Origin of the sequence: Helicobacter pullorum NCTC 12824 (assembly GCF_017979475.1) — a bacterium.
In the GTDB taxonomy this organism is placed as follows: Bacteria; Campylobacterota; Campylobacteria; order Campylobacterales; family Helicobacteraceae; genus Helicobacter_D; species Helicobacter_D pullorum.
Genome location: NZ_JAERIT010000002.1, coordinates 1 through 19,039, shown reverse-complemented (window position 1 = coordinate 19,039; position 19,039 = coordinate 1). Strand labels below are relative to the sequence as shown.

Annotated in this window: 19 protein-coding genes; 7 read left to right on the top strand and 12 right to left on the bottom strand. The window is 34.1% G+C overall.

Going from position 1 to position 19,039, the window contains the following annotated elements:
- Window positions 1-11: 11 nt before the first annotated feature.
- Window positions 12-446, bottom strand: coding sequence for a DUF2603 domain-containing protein (locus JJQ98_RS01550; protein ID WP_151104649.1), 435 nt, complete (start codon window positions 444-446; stop codon window positions 12-14).
- Window positions 425-1,345, bottom strand: coding sequence for an ornithine carbamoyltransferase (gene argF, locus JJQ98_RS01545; protein ID WP_151104648.1), 921 nt, complete (start codon window positions 1,343-1,345; stop codon window positions 425-427). Before argF ends, JJQ98_RS01550 begins: the two co-directional genes overlap by 22 nt.
- 114 nt (window positions 1,346-1,459) lie before the next feature.
- Between argF and JJQ98_RS01540 the strand changes: the two genes are divergently transcribed.
- Complete coding sequence (locus JJQ98_RS01540; RefSeq protein WP_005020854.1) at window positions 1,460-1,804, top strand: hydrogenase maturation nickel metallochaperone HypA/HybF; 345 nt, start codon at window positions 1,460-1,462, stop codon at window positions 1,802-1,804.
- Here the strand turns inward: JJQ98_RS01540 and JJQ98_RS01535 are convergent.
- From JJQ98_RS01535 to JJQ98_RS01525, 3 genes are read right to left on the bottom strand one after another with little or no spacing between them, the layout of a single operon-like run.
- On the bottom strand, window positions 1,782-2,258 hold the full coding sequence (locus tag JJQ98_RS01535; RefSeq protein WP_005020855.1) for a tRNA (cytidine(34)-2'-O)-methyltransferase: 477 nt from the start codon (window positions 2,256-2,258) through the stop codon (window positions 1,782-1,784). The two genes, JJQ98_RS01540 and JJQ98_RS01535, sit on opposite strands and share 23 nt — an antisense overlap.
- A 3-nt stretch (window positions 2,259-2,261) precedes the next feature.
- On the bottom strand, window positions 2,262-2,573 hold the full coding sequence (locus JJQ98_RS01530; protein WP_151104647.1) for a hypothetical protein: 312 nt from the start codon (window positions 2,571-2,573) through the stop codon (window positions 2,262-2,264).
- A 30-nt stretch (window positions 2,574-2,603) separates the two neighbouring features.
- Window positions 2,604-3,080: an acyl-CoA thioesterase gene (locus JJQ98_RS01525; protein WP_005020857.1), complete on the bottom strand. Its 477-nt coding sequence runs from the start codon at window positions 3,078-3,080 to the stop codon at window positions 2,604-2,606.
- A 188-nt stretch (window positions 3,081-3,268) separates the two neighbouring features.
- On the opposite strand from JJQ98_RS01525, the gene JJQ98_RS01520 reads away from it, so the two are divergent.
- Window positions 3,269-4,348: a UDP-N-acetylglucosamine--N-acetylmuramyl-(pentapeptide) pyrophosphoryl-undecaprenol N-acetylglucosamine transferase gene (locus JJQ98_RS01520; protein ID WP_151104646.1), complete on the top strand. Its 1,080-nt coding sequence runs from the start codon at window positions 3,269-3,271 to the stop codon at window positions 4,346-4,348.
- Between the two features lie 28 nt (window positions 4,349-4,376).
- On the opposite strand, the gene JJQ98_RS01515 is transcribed toward JJQ98_RS01520, so the two are convergent.
- Genes JJQ98_RS01515 through glmU form a run of 7 tightly spaced genes read right to left on the bottom strand, consistent with a single transcriptional unit; the run spans window position 4,377 to window position 11,611 of the window.
- Complete coding sequence (locus JJQ98_RS01515; protein WP_005020859.1) at window positions 4,377-4,868, bottom strand: chemotaxis protein CheW; 492 nt, start codon at window positions 4,866-4,868, stop codon at window positions 4,377-4,379.
- Window positions 4,868-7,291, bottom strand: coding sequence for a hybrid sensor histidine kinase/response regulator (locus JJQ98_RS01510; RefSeq protein ID WP_151104645.1), 2,424 nt, complete (start codon window positions 7,289-7,291; stop codon window positions 4,868-4,870). The genes JJQ98_RS01515 and JJQ98_RS01510 overlap by 1 nt, the downstream gene beginning before the upstream one ends.
- 26 nt (window positions 7,292-7,317) lie before the next feature.
- Window positions 7,318-8,283, bottom strand: coding sequence for a chemotaxis protein (locus JJQ98_RS01505; RefSeq protein ID WP_005020862.1), 966 nt, complete (start codon window positions 8,281-8,283; stop codon window positions 7,318-7,320).
- Window positions 8,283-9,011 (bottom strand): UDP-2,3-diacylglucosamine diphosphatase, encoded by a 729-nt coding sequence (locus JJQ98_RS01500; RefSeq protein ID WP_151104644.1) that lies wholly within the window; start codon window positions 9,009-9,011, stop codon window positions 8,283-8,285. Before JJQ98_RS01500 ends, JJQ98_RS01505 begins: the two co-directional genes overlap by 1 nt.
- Complete coding sequence (argC, locus tag JJQ98_RS01495; RefSeq protein WP_151104643.1) at window positions 9,012-10,022, bottom strand: N-acetyl-gamma-glutamyl-phosphate reductase; 1,011 nt, start codon at window positions 10,020-10,022, stop codon at window positions 9,012-9,014.
- A gap of 52 nt (window positions 10,023-10,074) precedes the next feature.
- The gene (gene thiS / locus JJQ98_RS01490) at window positions 10,075-10,272 is read right to left on the bottom strand and encodes a sulfur carrier protein ThiS (protein ID WP_005020867.1); all 198 of its coding nucleotides are present in this window, start codon (window positions 10,270-10,272) and stop codon (window positions 10,075-10,077) included.
- 34 nt (window positions 10,273-10,306) lie between these two features.
- Window positions 10,307-11,611 (bottom strand): bifunctional UDP-N-acetylglucosamine diphosphorylase/glucosamine-1-phosphate N-acetyltransferase GlmU, encoded by a 1,305-nt coding sequence (gene glmU / locus JJQ98_RS01485; RefSeq protein ID WP_065829226.1) that lies wholly within the window; start codon window positions 11,609-11,611, stop codon window positions 10,307-10,309.
- A 115-nt stretch (window positions 11,612-11,726) separates the two neighbouring features.
- Here glmU and JJQ98_RS01480 point away from each other — a divergent pair, with 115 nt between their 5' ends.
- From JJQ98_RS01480 to JJQ98_RS01460, 5 genes are all read left to right on the top strand, one after another.
- Entirely contained in the window at window positions 11,727-12,491 is a 765-nt protein-coding gene (locus JJQ98_RS01480) for a motility protein A (RefSeq protein ID WP_005020869.1), read from the top strand.
- A 17-nt stretch (window positions 12,492-12,508) separates the two neighbouring features.
- Window positions 12,509-13,333: an OmpA family protein gene (locus JJQ98_RS01475; protein WP_054197684.1), complete on the top strand. Its 825-nt coding sequence runs from the start codon at window positions 12,509-12,511 to the stop codon at window positions 13,331-13,333.
- Window positions 13,334-13,341: 8 nt separating this feature from the next.
- Entirely contained in the window at window positions 13,342-14,097 is a 756-nt protein-coding gene (gene fliP / locus JJQ98_RS01470; RefSeq protein ID WP_054194847.1) for a flagellar type III secretion system pore protein FliP, read from the top strand.
- Window positions 14,097-15,206 carry a tRNA (uridine(54)-C5)-methyltransferase TrmA gene (trmA, locus tag JJQ98_RS01465; protein WP_151104642.1) on the top strand — a complete coding sequence of 370 codons (1,110 nt, stop codon included), beginning with the start codon at window positions 14,097-14,099 and terminating at the stop codon, window positions 15,204-15,206. The genes fliP and trmA overlap by 1 nt, the downstream gene beginning before the upstream one ends.
- Window positions 15,207-15,347: 141 nt before the next feature.
- On the top strand, window positions 15,348-19,039 hold a 3,692-nt coding region (locus tag JJQ98_RS01460), incomplete at its 3' end, for a filamentous hemagglutinin N-terminal domain-containing protein (RefSeq protein ID WP_210670766.1).

Genomic DNA, 19,039 nt, shown 5'->3' with positions numbered 1-19,039 from the left:
ATTCCTTGGAGTTATAAAGGATTTTGAAGTGGGTTAAAGTTTTGAAAATCTATAAACAAATAAGGATAGCGTTTTCGGATATTTTTAATAAGACGCTTGGGATCTTTTTGGAAATTTTTGCCTATTTCTTTTATGGCAATGCACCATACATCTTCAAAATCAATGGGCATATTTTTGTGAATTTCTTGCTCTAGTTGAAAAAGATATCTATCTCTTTGAAGTTTTTTGGCAGATTCTAAGAGCGTTTTGATGATATGAGATGGGAGTAGATAATATTCTTCATTATTTGAATCCTTGAAGCAATAAGGCAAAGATTCTTCATCGATGATTTTATCTAAAGGCGTTGGAAGTGTGATTATATTATTTTTTGCTTCAATGATAGCTTGTTTGAGAATTTCAAGATTATCTTGTTTGGTATGATTAATTAGCGGTTTTGGTGTAGCCAAACCATAACTCCTTTTTGTGCATGTAAGCGATTTTCTGCTTCTAAAAAAATTTTACTTTGTGTAGATTCTAATACTTCTTCACTGACTTCTTGTCCGCGGTATGCTGGCAAACAATGCAAAAAGATAGAATCTTTTTTGGATAGATTCATTAGATTTTTATCTACACAATAGCCTTCAAATGCTTTTTTTCTTGTTTCTTTTTCTCTCTCTTGTCCCATTGAAGCCCAAGTGTCTGTTGTGATAACATCGGCATTTAAAACAGCTTCTTGAGGGTTTTGTGTCAAAATTAGCTTTGCTTCTGAAATTTTAGCAAATTCTTGAGCTTTTTGGAAAATTTTTTGACAAACTTCGTATCCTTTTGGCGAGGCGATTCTAAGTTCAAAGCCAAGTTTTGCAGCAAGCATAAGCCAAGAGTGTGCCATATTATTGCCATCACCAATGTAAGCAACAATGGGGTTTTGATCTTTTTGGCATTCTTGCATAGTGAGATAATCTGCTAGAAGTTGCATAGGGTGAAAGCTATCACTCAAACCATTAATAACAGGGATTTTAGAGTAATGTGCAAATTCTTCTAATCTTGAATGTTCGTGTGTGCGCATCATAATTAAATCTACCATAGAAGAAAGCACCCTAGCGGTATCTTTGATAGGCTCTCCTCTGCCAAGTTGTGTGTCATTGCTAGAGAGAAATATGCCTTGTCCCCCTAGTTGATAAATCCCTGTTTCAAAGCTTACTCGAGTTCTTGTAGAATTTTTTTCAAAAATCATTCCAAGAGTCTTTTTTTCTAAAAGATTGCTTGTTTTCCCTGCTTTTAAATCTTTTTTAAGTGTTGCAGCAATTTGTAGAATCTCTAAAATTTCTTCTTTGCTAAAATCTGCTAATGTAAGAAAATGCCTCATTTTAGAATGCCTTAATAGATAGTTATTTTTAAATAAAAGCATTATTTTACACTTATCAAGCTAAAATTTATTTTTAAATTTTGAATTCTAAGCAAGTTTTTAATGAGGTTTAAAATGCATGAATTTTCTATTGTGTCATCTTTGTTGGAAAATTGTAGGCAGGTTGCAAGAGAAAATGGGGCTAGCAAGATTATGGAAGTGTATGTGCAAATTGGGAGGCGTAGCGGAGTTAATGCAAGTTTATTTAAAAGGGCTTTTGAGGAATTTAAAGTCGGTGAAATCTGTCAAAATGCAGAACTTTTTATAGAAGAGGTGGAGGTGGAAATTTTTTGTAAAAATTGCAAGCAAGAGAGCAAAATTGTAGAGATTTGTTACACTCAATGCCCGCTATGCAAAAGTGAGCAAGTGGAGATGATTAGAGGGAATGAAATGTTGCTTATGCGTCTTGTAATGGAATAAAATCCCTTTGTCTAATTCCTTCATAAAGCACAATGCCAACACTTGTTGCGAGATTTAAGCTTCTTGCATTATTTTGCATGGGGATTGTATAGCAGTCTTGTTGTTTGGCTTGAAGTATCTTTGTATCTAATCCTGCATCTTCGCGTCCAAAATGGAGATAAGCACCTTTGGATAAGTTGGCATTATAGTAAGGCTTTTGGGTTTTTGTAGTGAGATAAAAATGGGGAAGATTTAATAAAGAGGAAGACATAAAGGATTCTAGATTTTCCCATTCATATACTTCTAAATGTTGCCAATAATCCATTCCTGCGCGTTTGAGTTCTTTTTGGGTTAGGTGGAATCCTAATGGATAAATAAGGTGTAATATGCTGTTACTAGCAAAGCATAATCGCCCTATGTTTCCGGTATTTTGAGGGATTCTTGGTTGGTGTAAAACAATGTGGAATCTTTGCATTTATTAGCCTTCTATATTTAATGGGGGTTTGGGTGTAGGTATATCTAATTTAAGCTCTTCTAAGTGTATTGTATCAGTTTTGTTGGGGATATTTTGATTTGTTTGAGTTTTTTTGGTGGAGGATTTAGGGGAAGTTTTTGTGTTAGGTGGTGTAGTATGGTTTGCTGTCTTTTGGATGTGATTTGTTTTTTCAGATTGAATAAGGGCTTTAAATAATAAGCCTAATGTGCGTGAATTGTGTTTGCAGAAATTGCTTAAGTGGTATTTGATAATGTTTAGTTTAATGGCTTCAATTTCTTCTTGTTTGCTTGGCATTATTCCTCCAAAAGAGGAATTATAACATATTTATTTCTTTTTGGAGAGCTCGATTCTTGCTTGCTTTCGCTTCATTGCGTTGTTGTAGCGTCTAATTTCTGCTTCAGTTTTGGGTTCTAGTTTTGGAGCAGAAGTTGGTTTGCCATTTTCATCTACGCATACCATAGTGAAATAAGCACTATTAGTGTGAGTTACAATTCTTTTGTGAATATTTTCTGCAATGACTTTTATGCCTACTTCAAGAGAGCTAGTTCCTGTGTAATTAACGGAGGCTAAAAAGGTTACCAAACTTCCAACTTCAATGGGATATTTAAAGGTTACACTATCAACAGAGAGGGTAACTACATATTTTCCGCAATATCTTGAGGCACAAGCATAGGCGACTTGATCTAGGAGCTTTAATAAATCTCCCCCATGCACTCTTCCTTTGAAATTTGCCATAGCAGGCGTCATTAATACTGTCATTGTTAAAGATTTAATATCAAAAACATTTTCCATATTATCCATTGATTTGTCCTTAGAATTTGGATTCTTGAATCTTGTTGTTTATCATAGCACTTTTTTGGTCAATTTTTGCAAAAAAGTATTATTTTATTTAACTTTGTTGTAAAAAATTTCAAAAATGATACATTAATTCATTTAAAATATTCAATGCTATGTTAAAATTTTGAGATTTTTTCAATAGGAAATAGTGAATGAAAGTTGTGATTACAGGTGGTGGCACGGGTGGGCATTTGAGCGTTGCAAAAGCGTTTTTAGAAGAGTTTGACAAGAGAGGCTATGAATGTATTTTTATTGGTTCTATGGGGGGACAAGATAGGGTTTATTTTGGAGATGATAATCGATTTGCAAAGAAGTATTTTTTGCAAACAAAAGGGGTGGTTAATCAAAGAATATTGGGCAAAATTAGTTCGTTATTTCAACATTTTAAGGCTTTTATAGAGGCATTGAAAATTTTAAAACAAGAAAGGGTGGATTTTGTCCTCTCTGTGGGTGGCTATTCTGCGGCACCTGCTGCTTTTGGTGCAGTATTTTTGAGATTGCCCCTTATCATTCATGAGCAAAATGCTAGAATTGGGAGATTAAACAATCTTTTAAGGCCGTATGCTGCAGTGTTTTTTTCTTCTTATTTGGAGACTTCACCTATTAAATTTTATCCTGTGAGAAAAGAATTTTTTGAATATTCAAGGGTTAGAGAGAAAGTTGATAAAATTTTGTTTATTGGCGGATCTCAAGGGGCTAGAGCAATTAATAATTTTGCTTTGAGTATGGCGATGGATTTGCAAAAGAGAGGTATTAAAATTTTTCATCAGTGTGGAAAAAATGATTTCCAAAGAGTTTTGGAGGAATACCATAAATTGCCTCTAAAAATGAAAATTTTAGAAACAATGGAAGATTTAAAAGATGATTTTGATGTGCTTCTTTTTGACTTTAGCAAGAATATGCCAAAGATTTTTGAGGCTTGTGATTTTGCGGTTTCTAGGGCAGGTGCTAGTTCGTTATGGGAATTGTGTGCTAATGGAATAGTAATGCTTTTTGTGCCTTATCCTTATGCTGCTGGCAATCATCAATACTTTAATGCAAAGTTTTTGGAGGATAAAGAATTGGGATTTTTATGTGAAGAAAAAGATTTGTATTGTGATGTATTGTGGAATATTTTGGAGTTACTCACTCAAAGAACTTTATCAAAAATGAGTAGAGAATTGCAAAGGGAAACGCATATAGGTGCAACAGGGCAAATGGTAGATTGTATTCTGGAAAGAATAAAAAAATAAGAGCAAGAAAAGAATCCTTGCTCTAAGATTAGAAAGTGCGTTTAAGTAGTTCCTCTGGACGCAAAATCGTGATTAGCCTATCATCTCTTTTGCCTACACCATAGATAAGATTTTCATCTTGGCTAATCGTTTCGGGTGTTGGGTCAATATCTGATTCTTTGATTCTTACTGCTTCTGTTAATCTGTCAATGATGAAGCCAGCACGCTCTTCTTGATTTTTGATTACGATATAGCGTGTATCTTCTGTTGGTTTTTCATAGGGTAATCCAAACTTTAAACGAAGGTTAATAAGCGGAACAACCCAGCCACGCATATTAAAGACACCTAGGACATAGTTTGGTACGCCCGGTACTCTTGTGTATTCTAGTGGCTTGATGATTTCTTGAATGCTTAAAATTGGCACTGCAAACTCTTCTGAACCCACCACAAAAGCGACAAGTTGAATGATATTTTCAGTTTCTGTATTTGGTTTTTTTTGTTCTTGTTGTTTTTGTAAAACATCACGCAATTGGTTGCTCATTATTCTGTTACCTCCATTGTTAAATTAATATTTCTTTTGACGACATTCATAAGATATTCAGATGAGTAGGGTTTGGTAATGTATTCTGTCATTCCTGATTCTACCCCACGCATTCTGTCGGTTTTGCTTGTTCTACTTGTAACGGCAATGAGTGGCAAGTTTTTGAATTTTGCATACTTTCTAATTTCTCCTGCTAAAGTATATCCGTCCATTTTTGGCATTTCAATATCAATTAATATTGCATCAAAGGCTTTATCACCATTTTTGACAATATCTAATGCTTCCATTCCGTTAGTGGCTTCGCTAACGCTAATTCCCAAAGGTTTGAGAGATTTTTTCATAATGGCTCTATCTGTCATAGAATCATCTACAATTAAAACATTATAATCGCTTGGAGAATTTTTTTCTTTTTTCTTTTCATTTTCTTGAGCAAGTTTAGTAACGCTTACTTTAACTTGTTTTGCCATTTGCATCATAGCGGCAATATCTACAATCAATGTTACTCTACCATCGCCGCGTATTGTGGCTCCAGCAATTCCTTCTGTGCCTTTGAGATAAGAACCAAGCGATTTGATAACAACTTCTTCTTGACCGATGAGAAAATCAACAATTACACCTATTTTGTTTTCTGCTAATCCAATTACGACAACATAGGCTTGCTCGGAGTTATCAAATACAGAATCAACCCCAAAAATATCTGCTAGACGCACGAGAGGCAAGACTTCATTTCTTAGGCGTAATACGCTTTTGTTTTCTACTGTATAAATTTCATCTTGAGAGATTCGCACAGTTTCAATAACAGAAGCAAGAGGGATAGCATAATATTCTTCTTGAACGCCAACAAGTAGAGATTGAATAATAGCAAGCGTTAATGGGATTTTTAGTTTGAGTGTGGTGCCTTCCCCATAGGTGCTATCCACATCAATGATTCCATTGAGTTTTTCAATATTGGTTTTAACGACATCCATTCCAACACCGCGTCCGCTAACATTTGTAACAACTTTTGCAGTAGAAAAACCAGCTTTAAAAATAAGCGAATAAGCCTCTCTATCTGTCATAGTATCTGCTTCTCTCTCTCCAATGATGCCTTTTTCTATGGCTTTGGCTTTCAAGGTAGCAGGATCCATTCCTTTACCATCATCTGTAATCTCAACTACGATATGATTGCCCTCATTGTAAGCTTTAAGCTCTACTGTCCCTTGTTCTTTTTTGCCAGCAGCTATTCTTTCTTCTTTGGATTCAATACCATGGTCACAAGCATTGCGTATTAAATGCACCAATGGATCCCCTATCTCTTCAACGATAGATTTATCAAGCTCTGTTTCCTCACCGCTAATAACAAGTTCAATATTTTTTCCTAATTCTCTTGAGAGGTCACGCACCATTCTTGGGAATTTATTGAAAACTCTACCGATTGGTAACATTCTTGTTTTCATAACAGCAAGTTGAATATCAGTAGTAACCATTGACACAGAGGCAACTACTTGATTGAGTTCTTCCAAAAACTTCTCGCCTTCATAACGCTCTTCTACATCATTATAAATTTTTATGAGGCGGTTTTTGCCCAAAACAAGCTCTCCAATGAGATTCATAAGGCTATCTAATCTTTTGACATCTACCCTGATAGTTTGCTCCACAGAAGTGGCAAGAGTTTTGTTTTCTTCTTGGCGTGGTTTAATTTGCGGTTTTGCTTCGGTTTGTTTTGCTGGAGTTGCATTAACTTCTGGTTGTTTTTGGGATTCTGGAGCTTTGGCTGCTGGTGTAGTATTAGGAGTTTGCTCTATTTCGCTTGGAGCTTGAATATCCTGCAATTCACCTTTGGCGCGTTTTTCTTCTCTTTTTTTCTTATCTTCTTCTTGGCGTTGATTGAGTAGCCTTTCGATTTCTTTTTCAACTTCTTCTGGGGACATATTAGAATAATCCACTTCCTCTTGTGCGTTGTTGGACGCTTCTTGTGGAGCTTGAGATTGAGGAGCTTCTTGGGTTGTAGAAGATTCTTGTGAAGCTGGTATATCTTGAGGCGATTCTCCCTTTGAGATTGCATCTAATCGTGCGACAACATTAGCAATATCAGAATCTAATCCTGTATTAGCATCAGTGCCTGTATCTCTAATGGCGTTGAGAAGTTTTTTCATAAAGTCAATTGATTCTAATACGACATCCATAATATCTGGAGTGATTGTCAATTCACCATGTCTTGCTTTATTGAGAACGTCTTCCATATGGTGTGTTAGATGTGTTAAAACAGAAAAATTCAAAAATGAGCCTGAACCTTTGATAGTGTGTGCTACTCTAAAGATTCTATTGAGTAATTCTAAATCTTCTGGTCTATTTTCTAATTCCACTAAATCTTGGTCTAATTGTTCTATCATTTCAAAGGCTTCAATCAAAAAGTCTTCTAATATTTCTTGCATTTCATCCATTGTTAATCCTTTTTCTTGGTATTAAATTAAGCGTTTTCTAATTCTTGGTTGTATTTATTGACAACACGGGAAACTTCTTCGTGGAATTTATTTCCATCAAATTTAACAAGATAAGATTCAGCTCCCGCCTCTTTTCCACGACTTTCACTAAATTTGTCGCTAATAGAAGAGCTAAAAATGATAGGAATCTTGGAAAATCTTGGGTCTTCCTTGACTTTTGCTGCAAAATGAAAACCATCCATTTGAGGCATTTCAACATCAGAAATAATGATTTTGAGCTGCTTGCCAAGAGTTTCACCATAATTTTCATAAAGTTTATCAAGCTTGCGTAATCCATCTTCCCCATCATTTGCTTCTGCAACATCAAATCCCATTTTTTCTAAAAACTCTTTAAGAATTTTTCTAGCAATAGAGCTATCATCTAAAATTAGGGCTAATCCTTCGAATTTTTCATAAGTGTGTTCAGAATTGACTTCAGGGTGATAGAATCCTAAATCTTGAACAATGCTTTCTAAATCTAAGATTAATAAAACTTGGTCACCTTCAATTCTTGTTACACCAGTAATTCGGCTTTTGTCTAAATTAGAGGAAACAGAAGAGCTAAAGTGTGCTGGCTCGATATCTTTCCAATTGATTCTGCGGATGCGTTTTGCTTCATGCACAATAAAGCCAATCATAATGTTGTTAAATTCTGCGATGATAACACGAGGTTTTATTTTTTTGTTTTTGGGGGTTTCGACATTCATCCATTTTGCAAGGTTAATAACAGGAATCACTACTCCCCTTAAGTCAAAAATACCCTCAATATAATCAGGAACTCCCGGTAATTCTGTGAGTTCTGGAAGTCTTATAATTTCATTTACTTTGGCAACATTGATGCCATAGATACCTTCATAGATTTTACCTTTTTCGACCTTGTAGATACGAAAATCTACTAACTCCATTTCATTGGTACCAATCTTTAAAGTATCGTTTTTTTCGAGATTTGACACTAAAACTCCTTTGATTTGAAGCATAAATAATAATTATAAAATTCTACAATAAAATAGCTTTTTTTACAAGCAAAAAGAGGTAATCCTATGTAATTAATTGAATCTATGTTTTGTGTTTTGCCCAAATGAAAATGTCCTTCTATGATGTAGGAATTATCGGTTATAGGGTATTTATTCTTATAATTTCGAATCCGATTTTGGATAAAATCATCCGAATAATGGAAGGTTAAATTTTTTTTATTTTGAAGGTATTGCAAGATTTTTGGATATAAAAAACGACTAAAGCGATTCAAAAAAGAAAGAATTTTGTGATTTCTAATGATTTTTGTGTAAAGGTTGTAATGCCAACTTAAGAAAATATCCCCATGGGATAAGTAAGCATTTTTTTGGTTAAAAGAAAAACAAACAGGTTGCATTTCAATAGGGTAGCAGCGAATATTTCTAAGATAGGGAATGTTTTTGAGAGAAAAATCGTGATTGCCTTCAAAATAATGGATTTCATGTTGTAAAGAAAGTTTTTCTAATAATTCCAAAGTTTTTTTATTTTCATAAACACTTTTTGGGACTTCACCCACTAGAAAGTCAAAAATATCGCCCATAAGGAAAATTTGCCTTTTTGGAGTTTCCAAAAGAGAGGCAAAAAAATCTTCTAAAGTGTTACGATAGTAGCAGTGATGATGTGAATCTGCAATAAATATTGCATTTTCTTTGATTTCTATTGGTGGCATTTAGGGGACATAAGCAATTAGAGGTAAGCCGAGTTTTTCATCTAAACCGCACATAAGGTTAGCATTTGCAACCGCTTGAGAGCTTGCACCACGCAAAAGATTATCGATACTAGAAGATATAAATAAATCTTCTCCATCATTTTTGGCATAAATATCGCAAAAATGTGTGCCAACGACATTTTTGATTTGCACGCAATTGTGATGGATTCTAATAAATGCTTCATTGGCATAATGTTCGTTTAGTATCTCTAGTGGATTGATTTTTTCTTTGAGTTTTGCATAAATGGATACTAGCATACCTCTTGTAATAGGAATGAGATGAGGCACAAAGATTGTTTTTACTTGAATATTGCCAATTTTTTTGATTTGTTCGCTAATTTCTGGTGTATGGCGGTGGCTAATGGGCGAGTAGGCAAAAAGATTTTCATTAATGGTAACATAATGAGAAGTTTGCGTGAGTTTTTTCCCAGCACCACTAACTCCGCTTTTTGCGTCAATATAGAGTGTTTGGGTGGTATCTATATATTGAGCAAAGGGCAAGATTCCAAGCAAGGAAGCAGTGGGGTAACAACCCGGATTTGCGACTAGATTTGTATTAGCAATGGCATTGCGATTGTATTCAGGGAGTCCATAAACTGCGTTTTTGAGGTTTTCTTTGTCTAAGTGTTGGCAATAAGATTCTTCATATTTTTCAAAAGAAAGGCGATAGTCAGCCGATAAATCTACGATTTTGATATTTTTTTTGTAAAGTGTTTTGACATATTCCATTGCCTTTTGGTGGGGTAGGGCTAGAAAAACCAATTCGCATTCTTGGGCAATTTTTTCTATATTTGCTTCTATAATGGGCATTTGCAGGATATTTTTTAGAGCAGGGTGCAAAGAGGCAATGTTTGGGTGGCTTTCTGTGGCACAAAGTAATTTGAGTTCAAATACAGGATGATTAATGAGGATTTTTACAAGCTCCAAACCTGTATATCCGCTAACTCCGACGATTCCAACTTTTATTTTCATGATACTCCCTTAAAATAACTTAAACAAATATAAATTTTTGAGAAATTAAGTATCAACCACCGCCCATAAAAGTTAAACATTCTATCACATCACCATTTTTAAGCTCATAAGTATTCCACTTATCTTGTTTGATGATTTCAAGATTGATTGAAACTGCGACACTTTTTTGTTCGATATGGTATTCTTGCAAAAGTTCCAAAAGGCTTTTAGAATCTGTTTGAATCTGTTTGCCATTAAGTTTAACTTCCATTAGAGGTTTCCTTAAGTAAAAAATGAGTGTAATTTTATGCTTTTTTATTGAAAAATTTATAAAAAAAGTTCTCTTTGTGAATTTTTTTGCCTTGTGTCAAAAACAAAGAGCCTTTTTTGATATCCTCTCTTATTGTGCTTCCTGCACCTATAATGCAGTCATCTTCAATCACAATAGGAGCCACTGCTTGTGAATCACTGCCGATAAAGACATTTTTGCCTATTTTGGTTTGAAATTTTTCTTTGCCATTGTAATTGCAGGTAATAAAACCAGCACCAACATTAGTTCCTTCATCAATCTCACAATCTCCAAGATAGCTTAAATGCCCCGCTTTTACTCCATTGAGTGTGGATTTTTTGACTTCGACAAAATTACCAATGTGTGTATTTTTGAGTATGCTTTTTGGGCGTAAATGTGCCAAAGGACCAACATCGCTATTTTCAATATAGCTTGATTCAATGACACTATGGGCTTTGATATGGGAATTGATAATTTCACAATCGCCATAAATGCTAACCCCATTTTCCAAGATACATTCTCCGACAAACTTTGCACCCTCTTGGATATAAATAGTTTGTGGGAGGTGCATTATTACGCCTTGTTGCATAAGAGCTTTTTTGATTCGCATACCCATGATTTCTTCTGCATGTGCCAAATCTGCTTTGTCATTAACACCCTTAAAATTTTCTAACTCTACAAATAGTGGTGTGATACTTTTTGAATCTTTTTTGCTTAATGCAATAATATCAGTGAGATAGTATTCTTTTTGGGCATTATGATTTTGGAGCTTTGGGAGGTAAGTTTCCAAAATTTCGCTTCTAAAGCAATATACCCCAGCATTAAGCGTGCTCAAAGAAAGAATCTCTGGCGAGGCGTCTTTTTCTTCGATAATTTCTAAAACTTCGTTATTTTGAATTTTAACACGACCATAGCCTTTGGTGTTGGGCAAATCTAAAATACTCATAATAATATCAGAATCCAAAGAAAGAAAATGTTTTAATTCATCTGCTTGAATAAGTGGCATATCTCCATTTAAAACTAAAACCTTTTTGTATTTAGGGCGATAATTTTTTAATGCACCGCCTGTGCCAGGGTAATTTTCTAAATCTTGCAAAATAAAATGCAATGTATTAGGGAAGTATTGTTCCATTGCCTCTTGAATCTCTTGAGCTTTGTATCCTAATACCACACTCACATCATCGCTTAGTTTCAAAGATTCTTTGATACTATAATAAAGCATTTCTTTGCCACAAATTTGGTGCAAAACCTTTGGCGTTTGAGATTGCATACGAGTGCCTTTTCCGGCAGCTAAAATAACGATTGAAAGTTTGTTTTCCATAAAAATATCCATAATATTGTAAAAATTTTAATGAGATTTTAACACAATAAAGTTTAGAATAATAAATTTTTAAAATAAAGTTTTGAATGATATTTTTTCTAAAGGACGAGAGACGATGGATTTAGGAACTGTCATTGGTATGAGTCTTTCATTTATACTTATTGGTTCTGCTATGATGCTTGGGGTTGGGATTGGTCCTTATATTGACATTCCATCTGTTATGATTACAATTGGGGGTTCTATTACAAGTTTGCTGATTGCTTTTAAACTTGAAAATATGAAAAAATTTTTTACATATTTTGCGATTGCATTCAAACCTCAAACTTTTGATGTGCCTGCATTGATTAAAAAGCTTGTTGATTATTCTACACAAGCACGACGCGATGGCATTTTATCTTTGGAGCAGCAATCTAATCAAGAAGAGAATGAGTTTCTAAAACGAGGCTTGAATATGGCAATTGATGGAGCAGAGCCTGATAGCATTAGAGATTTGCTTGAAACAGATATGGATAGGACATTGGAGCGACATAAATCTAATGCAAGTATTTTTGATACTTGGGCTGCTTATGCTGGTGCATATGGGATGTTGGGGACTTTGATTGGTCTTGTTGCAATGCTTTTAAATATGTCCGATCCCGGCTCTATTGGTCCTGCGATGGCGGTTGCTTTGATTACTACATTGTATGGTTCTTTTATCGGAAATGTTGTAGGTTCTCCTATTGCTAATATTTTAAATGTGCGTGCAAATGATGAGGCATTAGTCAAACTTATGATTATTGAAGGGATTATGTCCATTCAAGCAGGGGATAATCCGCGTGCTTTGGAAGCAAAATTATTGACATTTTTACCGCCTAGTCAGCGTGTGAGTCAATTTGAATAAAACTTGGATTAAGAAGAATGGCAAAGAGATGTCCTCCCTGTGATTGTCCGCAAGTTGTCCCATTGTGGCTTGGGACTTATGGGGATATGGTTACGCTTATTCTTACTTTTTTTATTTTATTGCTTTCAATGGTTACTTTTGATTCTAAAAAGCTTGTAGAAGCAGAGGGAAGCATAAGAGGGAGTTTGAGTTTATTAACAGGCGGAATCAAAATAGAAAAAAGCAATAATCGAATCCAGCAACAAGCAGATATTACAACCGATCCTGAAACAACAAATGAAGTCAAAAAGATTGAAAGTGAAATTATGGATTTCAAAGAAAATACCCGCGTTTCTTTGGGTCCTTCTACTATTATTGATGAGGGGAGCAAGGGTTTTATTTTGCGTTTTAATGGTAAATTGCTTTTTGACAAAAATGAAACAACATTAAAAAATGCAGAAGAAAAATTATTCCTAAAAAGAATGGCTTTGATTTTACAAAAAATGCCAGCAAACATTCATTTAGATGTTATCGGCTATACCGATGATTCACAAATCATTCCTACCCAAAAATATCAAGATAATTTGGGCTTAAGTGCTATGCGTGCATTAGGCGTTGCAAGGGTTTTAATTGAAAATGGAGTAAATCCACAAAAAATAACTTCTTTGGGTAATGGTGCGACAAACTTTGTGCTTCCTAATACAACTGAAGAGAATAAAGCACAGAATCGGCGTGTAGAATTTAGATTTTATCCAAATGATAGGTATTTGCATAAAGTCCAAAATATTTTGGATAAGACAATCGAGCAGAAAAATTATGAGCAAAAAAGCAATTCTTCAATTTCTCAAAATATAGAACAATAAGGATTTAAGTGTTATCGCGTTTTTTATTGATTGTAGTTTTTTTGCCTTTGGTTATTTTTGCAGCTCCTCCCGAGTTGCCTCAAAGTCCGACTATACCAACCATTGATTTGACACTTAGCGCACCAAATGAACCGGGAGATTTGGTAGCTATTTTGAATATTGTCATTGTTTTGACATTGCTTGTATTAGCCCCTTCTCTTGTTTTGATGGCGACTAGTTTTGCGCGAATTTTGATTGTTTTTTCATTTTTGCGGACTGCAATGGGGACTCAACAATCTCCCCCAACGCAACTTTTGGTATCTTTTGCTTTGATTTTGACAATGTTTATAATGGAGCCAGTAGTCAAAGAGGGTTATGAAAAAGGGGTTAAGCCTTATGTAGCGAAGGAAATTTCCTATCAAGAAGCGTTTGTGCGTGCTTCACAGCCTTTTAAAGATTTTATGATTCGAAATACAAGACCAAAAGATTTGGCATTGTTTTATCGCATTAGAGGAATGGAGAATCCGCAAAATGCACAAGAAGTGCCTTTTACTATCGCATTGCCTGCATTCATCATTAGTGAAATGAAAACCGCCTTTCAAATAGGATTTTTACTTTATTTGCCATTTTTGGTAATTGATATGGTGATTAGCTCTATTTTGATGGCAATGGGTATGATGATGTTGCCACCTACGATGATTTCATTGCCCTTTAAAATCTTAATTTTTATTTTGGTTGATGGATTCAATCTTTTGACAATGAATCTAGTAGAGAGTTTTCGTTAGTGAATTGTGAAAATATCGATATTTGTGGTGGTTGCAGTGCTTTAGAAGAATATTTTTTAGAGTCCAAAATTGCTCGTGCAAGTGCTATGCTTGGGGTTAAGAATTTTGAGGTTTTTGGAAGTCAAGAAGTATCTTTTAGGGCAAGATGTGAGCTTGGTATTTATCACAAAGAGAATAAAATCATTTATACAATGCGTAAAGGCAGGCAGTTTGTCCCTATCCAAAATTGTCCTATTTTGGTGGATAATTTACAGGCATTTTTGCAAGTTTTAAAAGAAGTGCTAAATGATGATTTTTTTGGAGATTTTAGGGAGAAGCTTTTTGCCATAGAAGCGTTAAGCACGCAAGTGGATACTATTTTGCTGACACTTATTTATCATAAGAAGCTTAATGATAAATGGCTAGAGATAGCAAGAGTTTTTAAGGAAGTTTTGGAAAAACGAGGGATAAAACTTGAAGTGGTTGGGCGTAGTCGTGGAGTAAAAATTGCGGTGGATAAGGATTTTGTGATTGAAGAATTGAAGGTGGGCAAAAAAGGCTATTTTTATCGCTATGATGAAGGAGCCTTTAGCCAACCCAATCCAAAAGTCAATGAAAAAATGCTAAAATGGGCTATGGATAGCCTTAAGAGAAGTGATGAGGATTTGCTAGAAATGTATTGTGGTTGTGGGAATTTCACGATACCTTTTTCAGAAAAATTCCGCAAAGTCCTTGCCACAGAGATTTCCAAAACCTCTATTAGGGCTGCTCAATTTGCGTGTGAAAAAAACCAAAGAAACAATATCAAATTCGTTCGTTTAAATGCTCAAGAGTGCATAGAGGCATTAGAGGGTGTGCGTGAATTTCGGCGATTGGAGGGAATTAGATTGCAAGATTATTATTTCTCATCAGTTTTTGTGGATCCTCCAAGAGCGGGGTTGGGTGAGGAAGTGAGTAGATTTTTGCAAAGATTCCAAAATATTCTTTATATTTCTTGCAATCCAAGCACTTTGGCAAAAGATTTGGAGATTCTCAAGCAAACGCACAAAATTTCCAAAGTGGCATTTTTTGACCAGTTTCCACACACTCCACATTTAGAAAGTGGAGTTTTGTTGCACAAATCAAATTAATATTTTTATTTTATCAATTTTATCTCAATTTAGTAGTATAATATCTTTGTAAATTTATAAATATAAGAGGTTTTTTTGTTTATAAATTTAAATATCTTATAAAGGAGATAAAATGTCAAACAATCCTAATTCTGTCGTAGTATGGGGGGGGGGGCAAATAAGCCTTTAATTAACTCTTTAAATACTCTCAATACTCTTAAAAACTCAAATCCTAAAAAGATTCAAGATTCCAAAAAATCCAAACTGCAATCTTTACAAAAAGATTCTAAGATTCAATCCAAAACCATTAGCAAAATTGGTATTTCTATTATTGCTAGTGTGTTGTTGTCTCAAAACTTAGTTGCTGCTGATATTCCAAAGAATGCTTTACCTGCTGGAGGTAAATTTATCCATGGAAGTGGAAATATTATCATCAAAGATGGCAATACAATGAATATCACAGGCAAGAACACAAACCATGTGATTGCGTGGGGTGGTGGATTTAATATCGGTAAAGATGCAGAAGTGAATTTTAATACAAGTCATGGACGGCAAGCTTCTTTTTTAAACCTTGATTATACTAATAAAGCTTCACAAATACTAGGTAATCTTAATGGCAATGGCAATAATATCTATTTAGTTAATCCAAGTGGAGTATTAATAGGACAAAATGCAAGTATTAATGCAAATAAATTTGTAGCAAGTAATATTATTGATGATACAACACTTAATAGTTTTAAAAACAAAGTCAATGATATTAATGCTATTACTACTTTCTCTCCAGTGTTTAAACCTAATAAGGGGAATATTGTTAATCTAGGAACAATTAAAGCCAATAATGGAATCACATTGATTGGGAATGAAGTGGTATTTGCAGAGAGTGCAAAACTCATCAATCAAAATGGAGATACCCAAAATAATTCTATAACCTTAATTGGCAATGAACTTGATATGAGGGCTCAATACATTAAAGGAAAGGTTATCACAAGTATTGAAGATAAAGCTAGTATTCAAATCTCTACAACAAATCTTTATGGGTATGAGAATTTTAACATTGAAACACAAAATTATAATGGAATTACTAGTGCTATTTCCATAAAGGACTTTAAAGGTATTGCAACGATTGGAAAAGAAAAAGGCAATAATGCAGAGTCTTTAAGGGATTGGTATTATTTTGCAAAAGGTTGGAATGAAGGGAAAAATCAAATAAGAGATTTGATTGATGATTTTGTATTGTTAAGCGATATTGACTTTGGTAAAAATGAGAAAATTTCACTTATTGATGGAACTCAATTAAACTTTAGTGGGAATTATGCTGATCCAAATGGAGATGGTAATTATGATGATTCGATGATTGTGGGGAGAGATAGTAATAATGCTTTTACTACAAACTTTAATGGAAATGGACATACATTGAAGAATGTGGATATAAAGATTGATAAAGGAAGTTCTAATAAAAATAATTTTATTGGAATATTTGGGAATGTAAAGCAATCTGAAATTCATAATTTACAAATAGATAATGTAGAGATTGCATATAATACTAATGGTTTTGTTTATGGTGTGGGATCTCTTATTAGTTATGCACAAGATACTAAAATTTATGATATTGGCATAAAAGATGTAAATATTAGTTTTCAAGATGGTAGTAATCAGTCTATGGTAGGTGGCGTTGTTGGTTGGCTGACTTCTACAAGCACTGGATTTGATTCTGTGAATCGTATTAATGTTGAGAATGTGAGTATTGATGCAAAAATTACTGGGGGTTTGCCACAACTATATGTAGGTGGATTTGTCGGATATAATAAAAATGCAAATATTTCAAATGTAAGTCTCTCTGATATAGGAACCTTAAAAGCTGAAGCAATTACAGATAGAAATGCAGCTGGTTCTGGTGGGATTTTTGTGTATTTAGGCGGGTTTATTGGTGGTGCTAGAAATGCGGAATTGCAAAATGTCTTTATCAATAATGCAACAAACAATGGAACAATTAGTGGAGTGATAACAAACAAAGCAAGCAATACGGATCATGAAATCCATATAGGTGGGATTATTGGTTATGGATATCAAAATACCATTAAAGAAGTCGCTGTGAATGGAATGCAGTCTATTGTAAGTTCTTCTGAGAAAAATTCCTATGTAGGTGGTGGAATTGGTTATAGTGAATCCAATAGTGTGCATAAAGTGAAGATTAGTAATATTGGAACAATTGATACCGGTATGACTGGAGGAGCTGGAGGATTAATAGGAAAAGATAATCAAGGAGAGATTGAAGATATTAGAATACAAGATATTGGCAAAATAGAGTCCTATGGTAGTGTAGGTGGAGTAGTTGGAAGTAGTCAAGGAGGAACAATCCAAAATGCTATTATGGAGGATATTGGTACGATTGAATCACAGAGGGCTAATGCTGGCGGTGTTATGGGTTATTCAAGTGGAGGTGTTACCATAAAAAATGTATATATTTCTGATATAGAGAATATCAAAGCTGGTGCACAAAGTGTAAGCAATATGGCTAGTTCTGCTGGAGTTTTAGGTAAAGGGGGTGAAGGTGAAATTATAGAAAATATATTGGTAAATAATATTGGTAGTATAGTTGGTGAGATAGCCGGTGCTCTAGTAGGCTATGTAGATGAAGATGATAAAATATCTGCAAATAAGGTTAGTATCAATAATGTTGATAACTTATTAACTACAAAAAGTTATCAAGGCACTTTTCATGATGTATTTATTGGTGAGGGTAATTCAAGTAGTATAATAGAAAATGGGATAGTCAATAATGTAAAATATACAGACTATCAAGCCTATGATAATACTCCAAAAGATAAATTTGTTGTTATTTATAATGGGAAAGAACAAGAAATGAATGATTATGATGCCATTCAAACAACAATAGCAAATGAGAAATGGGATATAAAAAATGATAGTGGGCTAAAAATTTATTATTTTGATGAGATTCTTGCTAATATTGAAGAGAATTACATACCAACTATCACTTCCCCAAGCATAAACAACTCTGCTGTAACCTTCCCTACCATTGATCTATCAAATCTTGATTCTTACTTCACCTACAATCCTACTAAAGACGACTTCAACCAATCCATCTTAGATTCTATCTTAGGTAAAGACAATCAAGGCAATAGTAATCTTATCTTTGATTTACTCACACAAGATTTAGAATCTATTAGACAATCTTTAGACTTCTTAGTTTCTTTCTTAGATGGAGAAAATGATATTAAAGAATTATTTGGAGATTATTATAAAGTTAATGATAATATCTATGGAGCATTAAACCAAGACTTAACAATTAATCTTAAATTCTCTAATTTCATAGAAGCATTAAAACAAAACAAGGATATCAATTTAGCCTTCTTAAAAGATTATAGAGATAAACTCAATACCTATAATCAAAACAAAGAGCTTTATCAAAGTGGAGGCTTACCACCTTTAGAGCAAGAAAGCCTAAAAAAACTATTAGAAGAACAATACAATGAACTTTTAAACTTAGAGCAAATAGCTAAGATAAATTTAGAATCTTTTCAAGGATTAATCAAGGATTCTTTTAAGACAGATACTAACTATACAATCTTTGCTAAAGAATCTCTAAGTCCTCTAAATTTTACAATCAACATAGGCAGTTTAGATAACTTTGAAGATACACAAGGCAATGGAGATAACAATAATCGTTTTACTCCACCAAGTGAAGTGCAAAAAATAGCAGACTTAGCCTCTAAAGAAGCAATACTAATCCTCCCAGCACAAGAAAAACAAGAAGACATTGTAGAAGATGGTAAAGAAAGAGGTAGATTATGTATTGTAAGTGATAATGCTAAGACAAATAATCCTTGTATGGC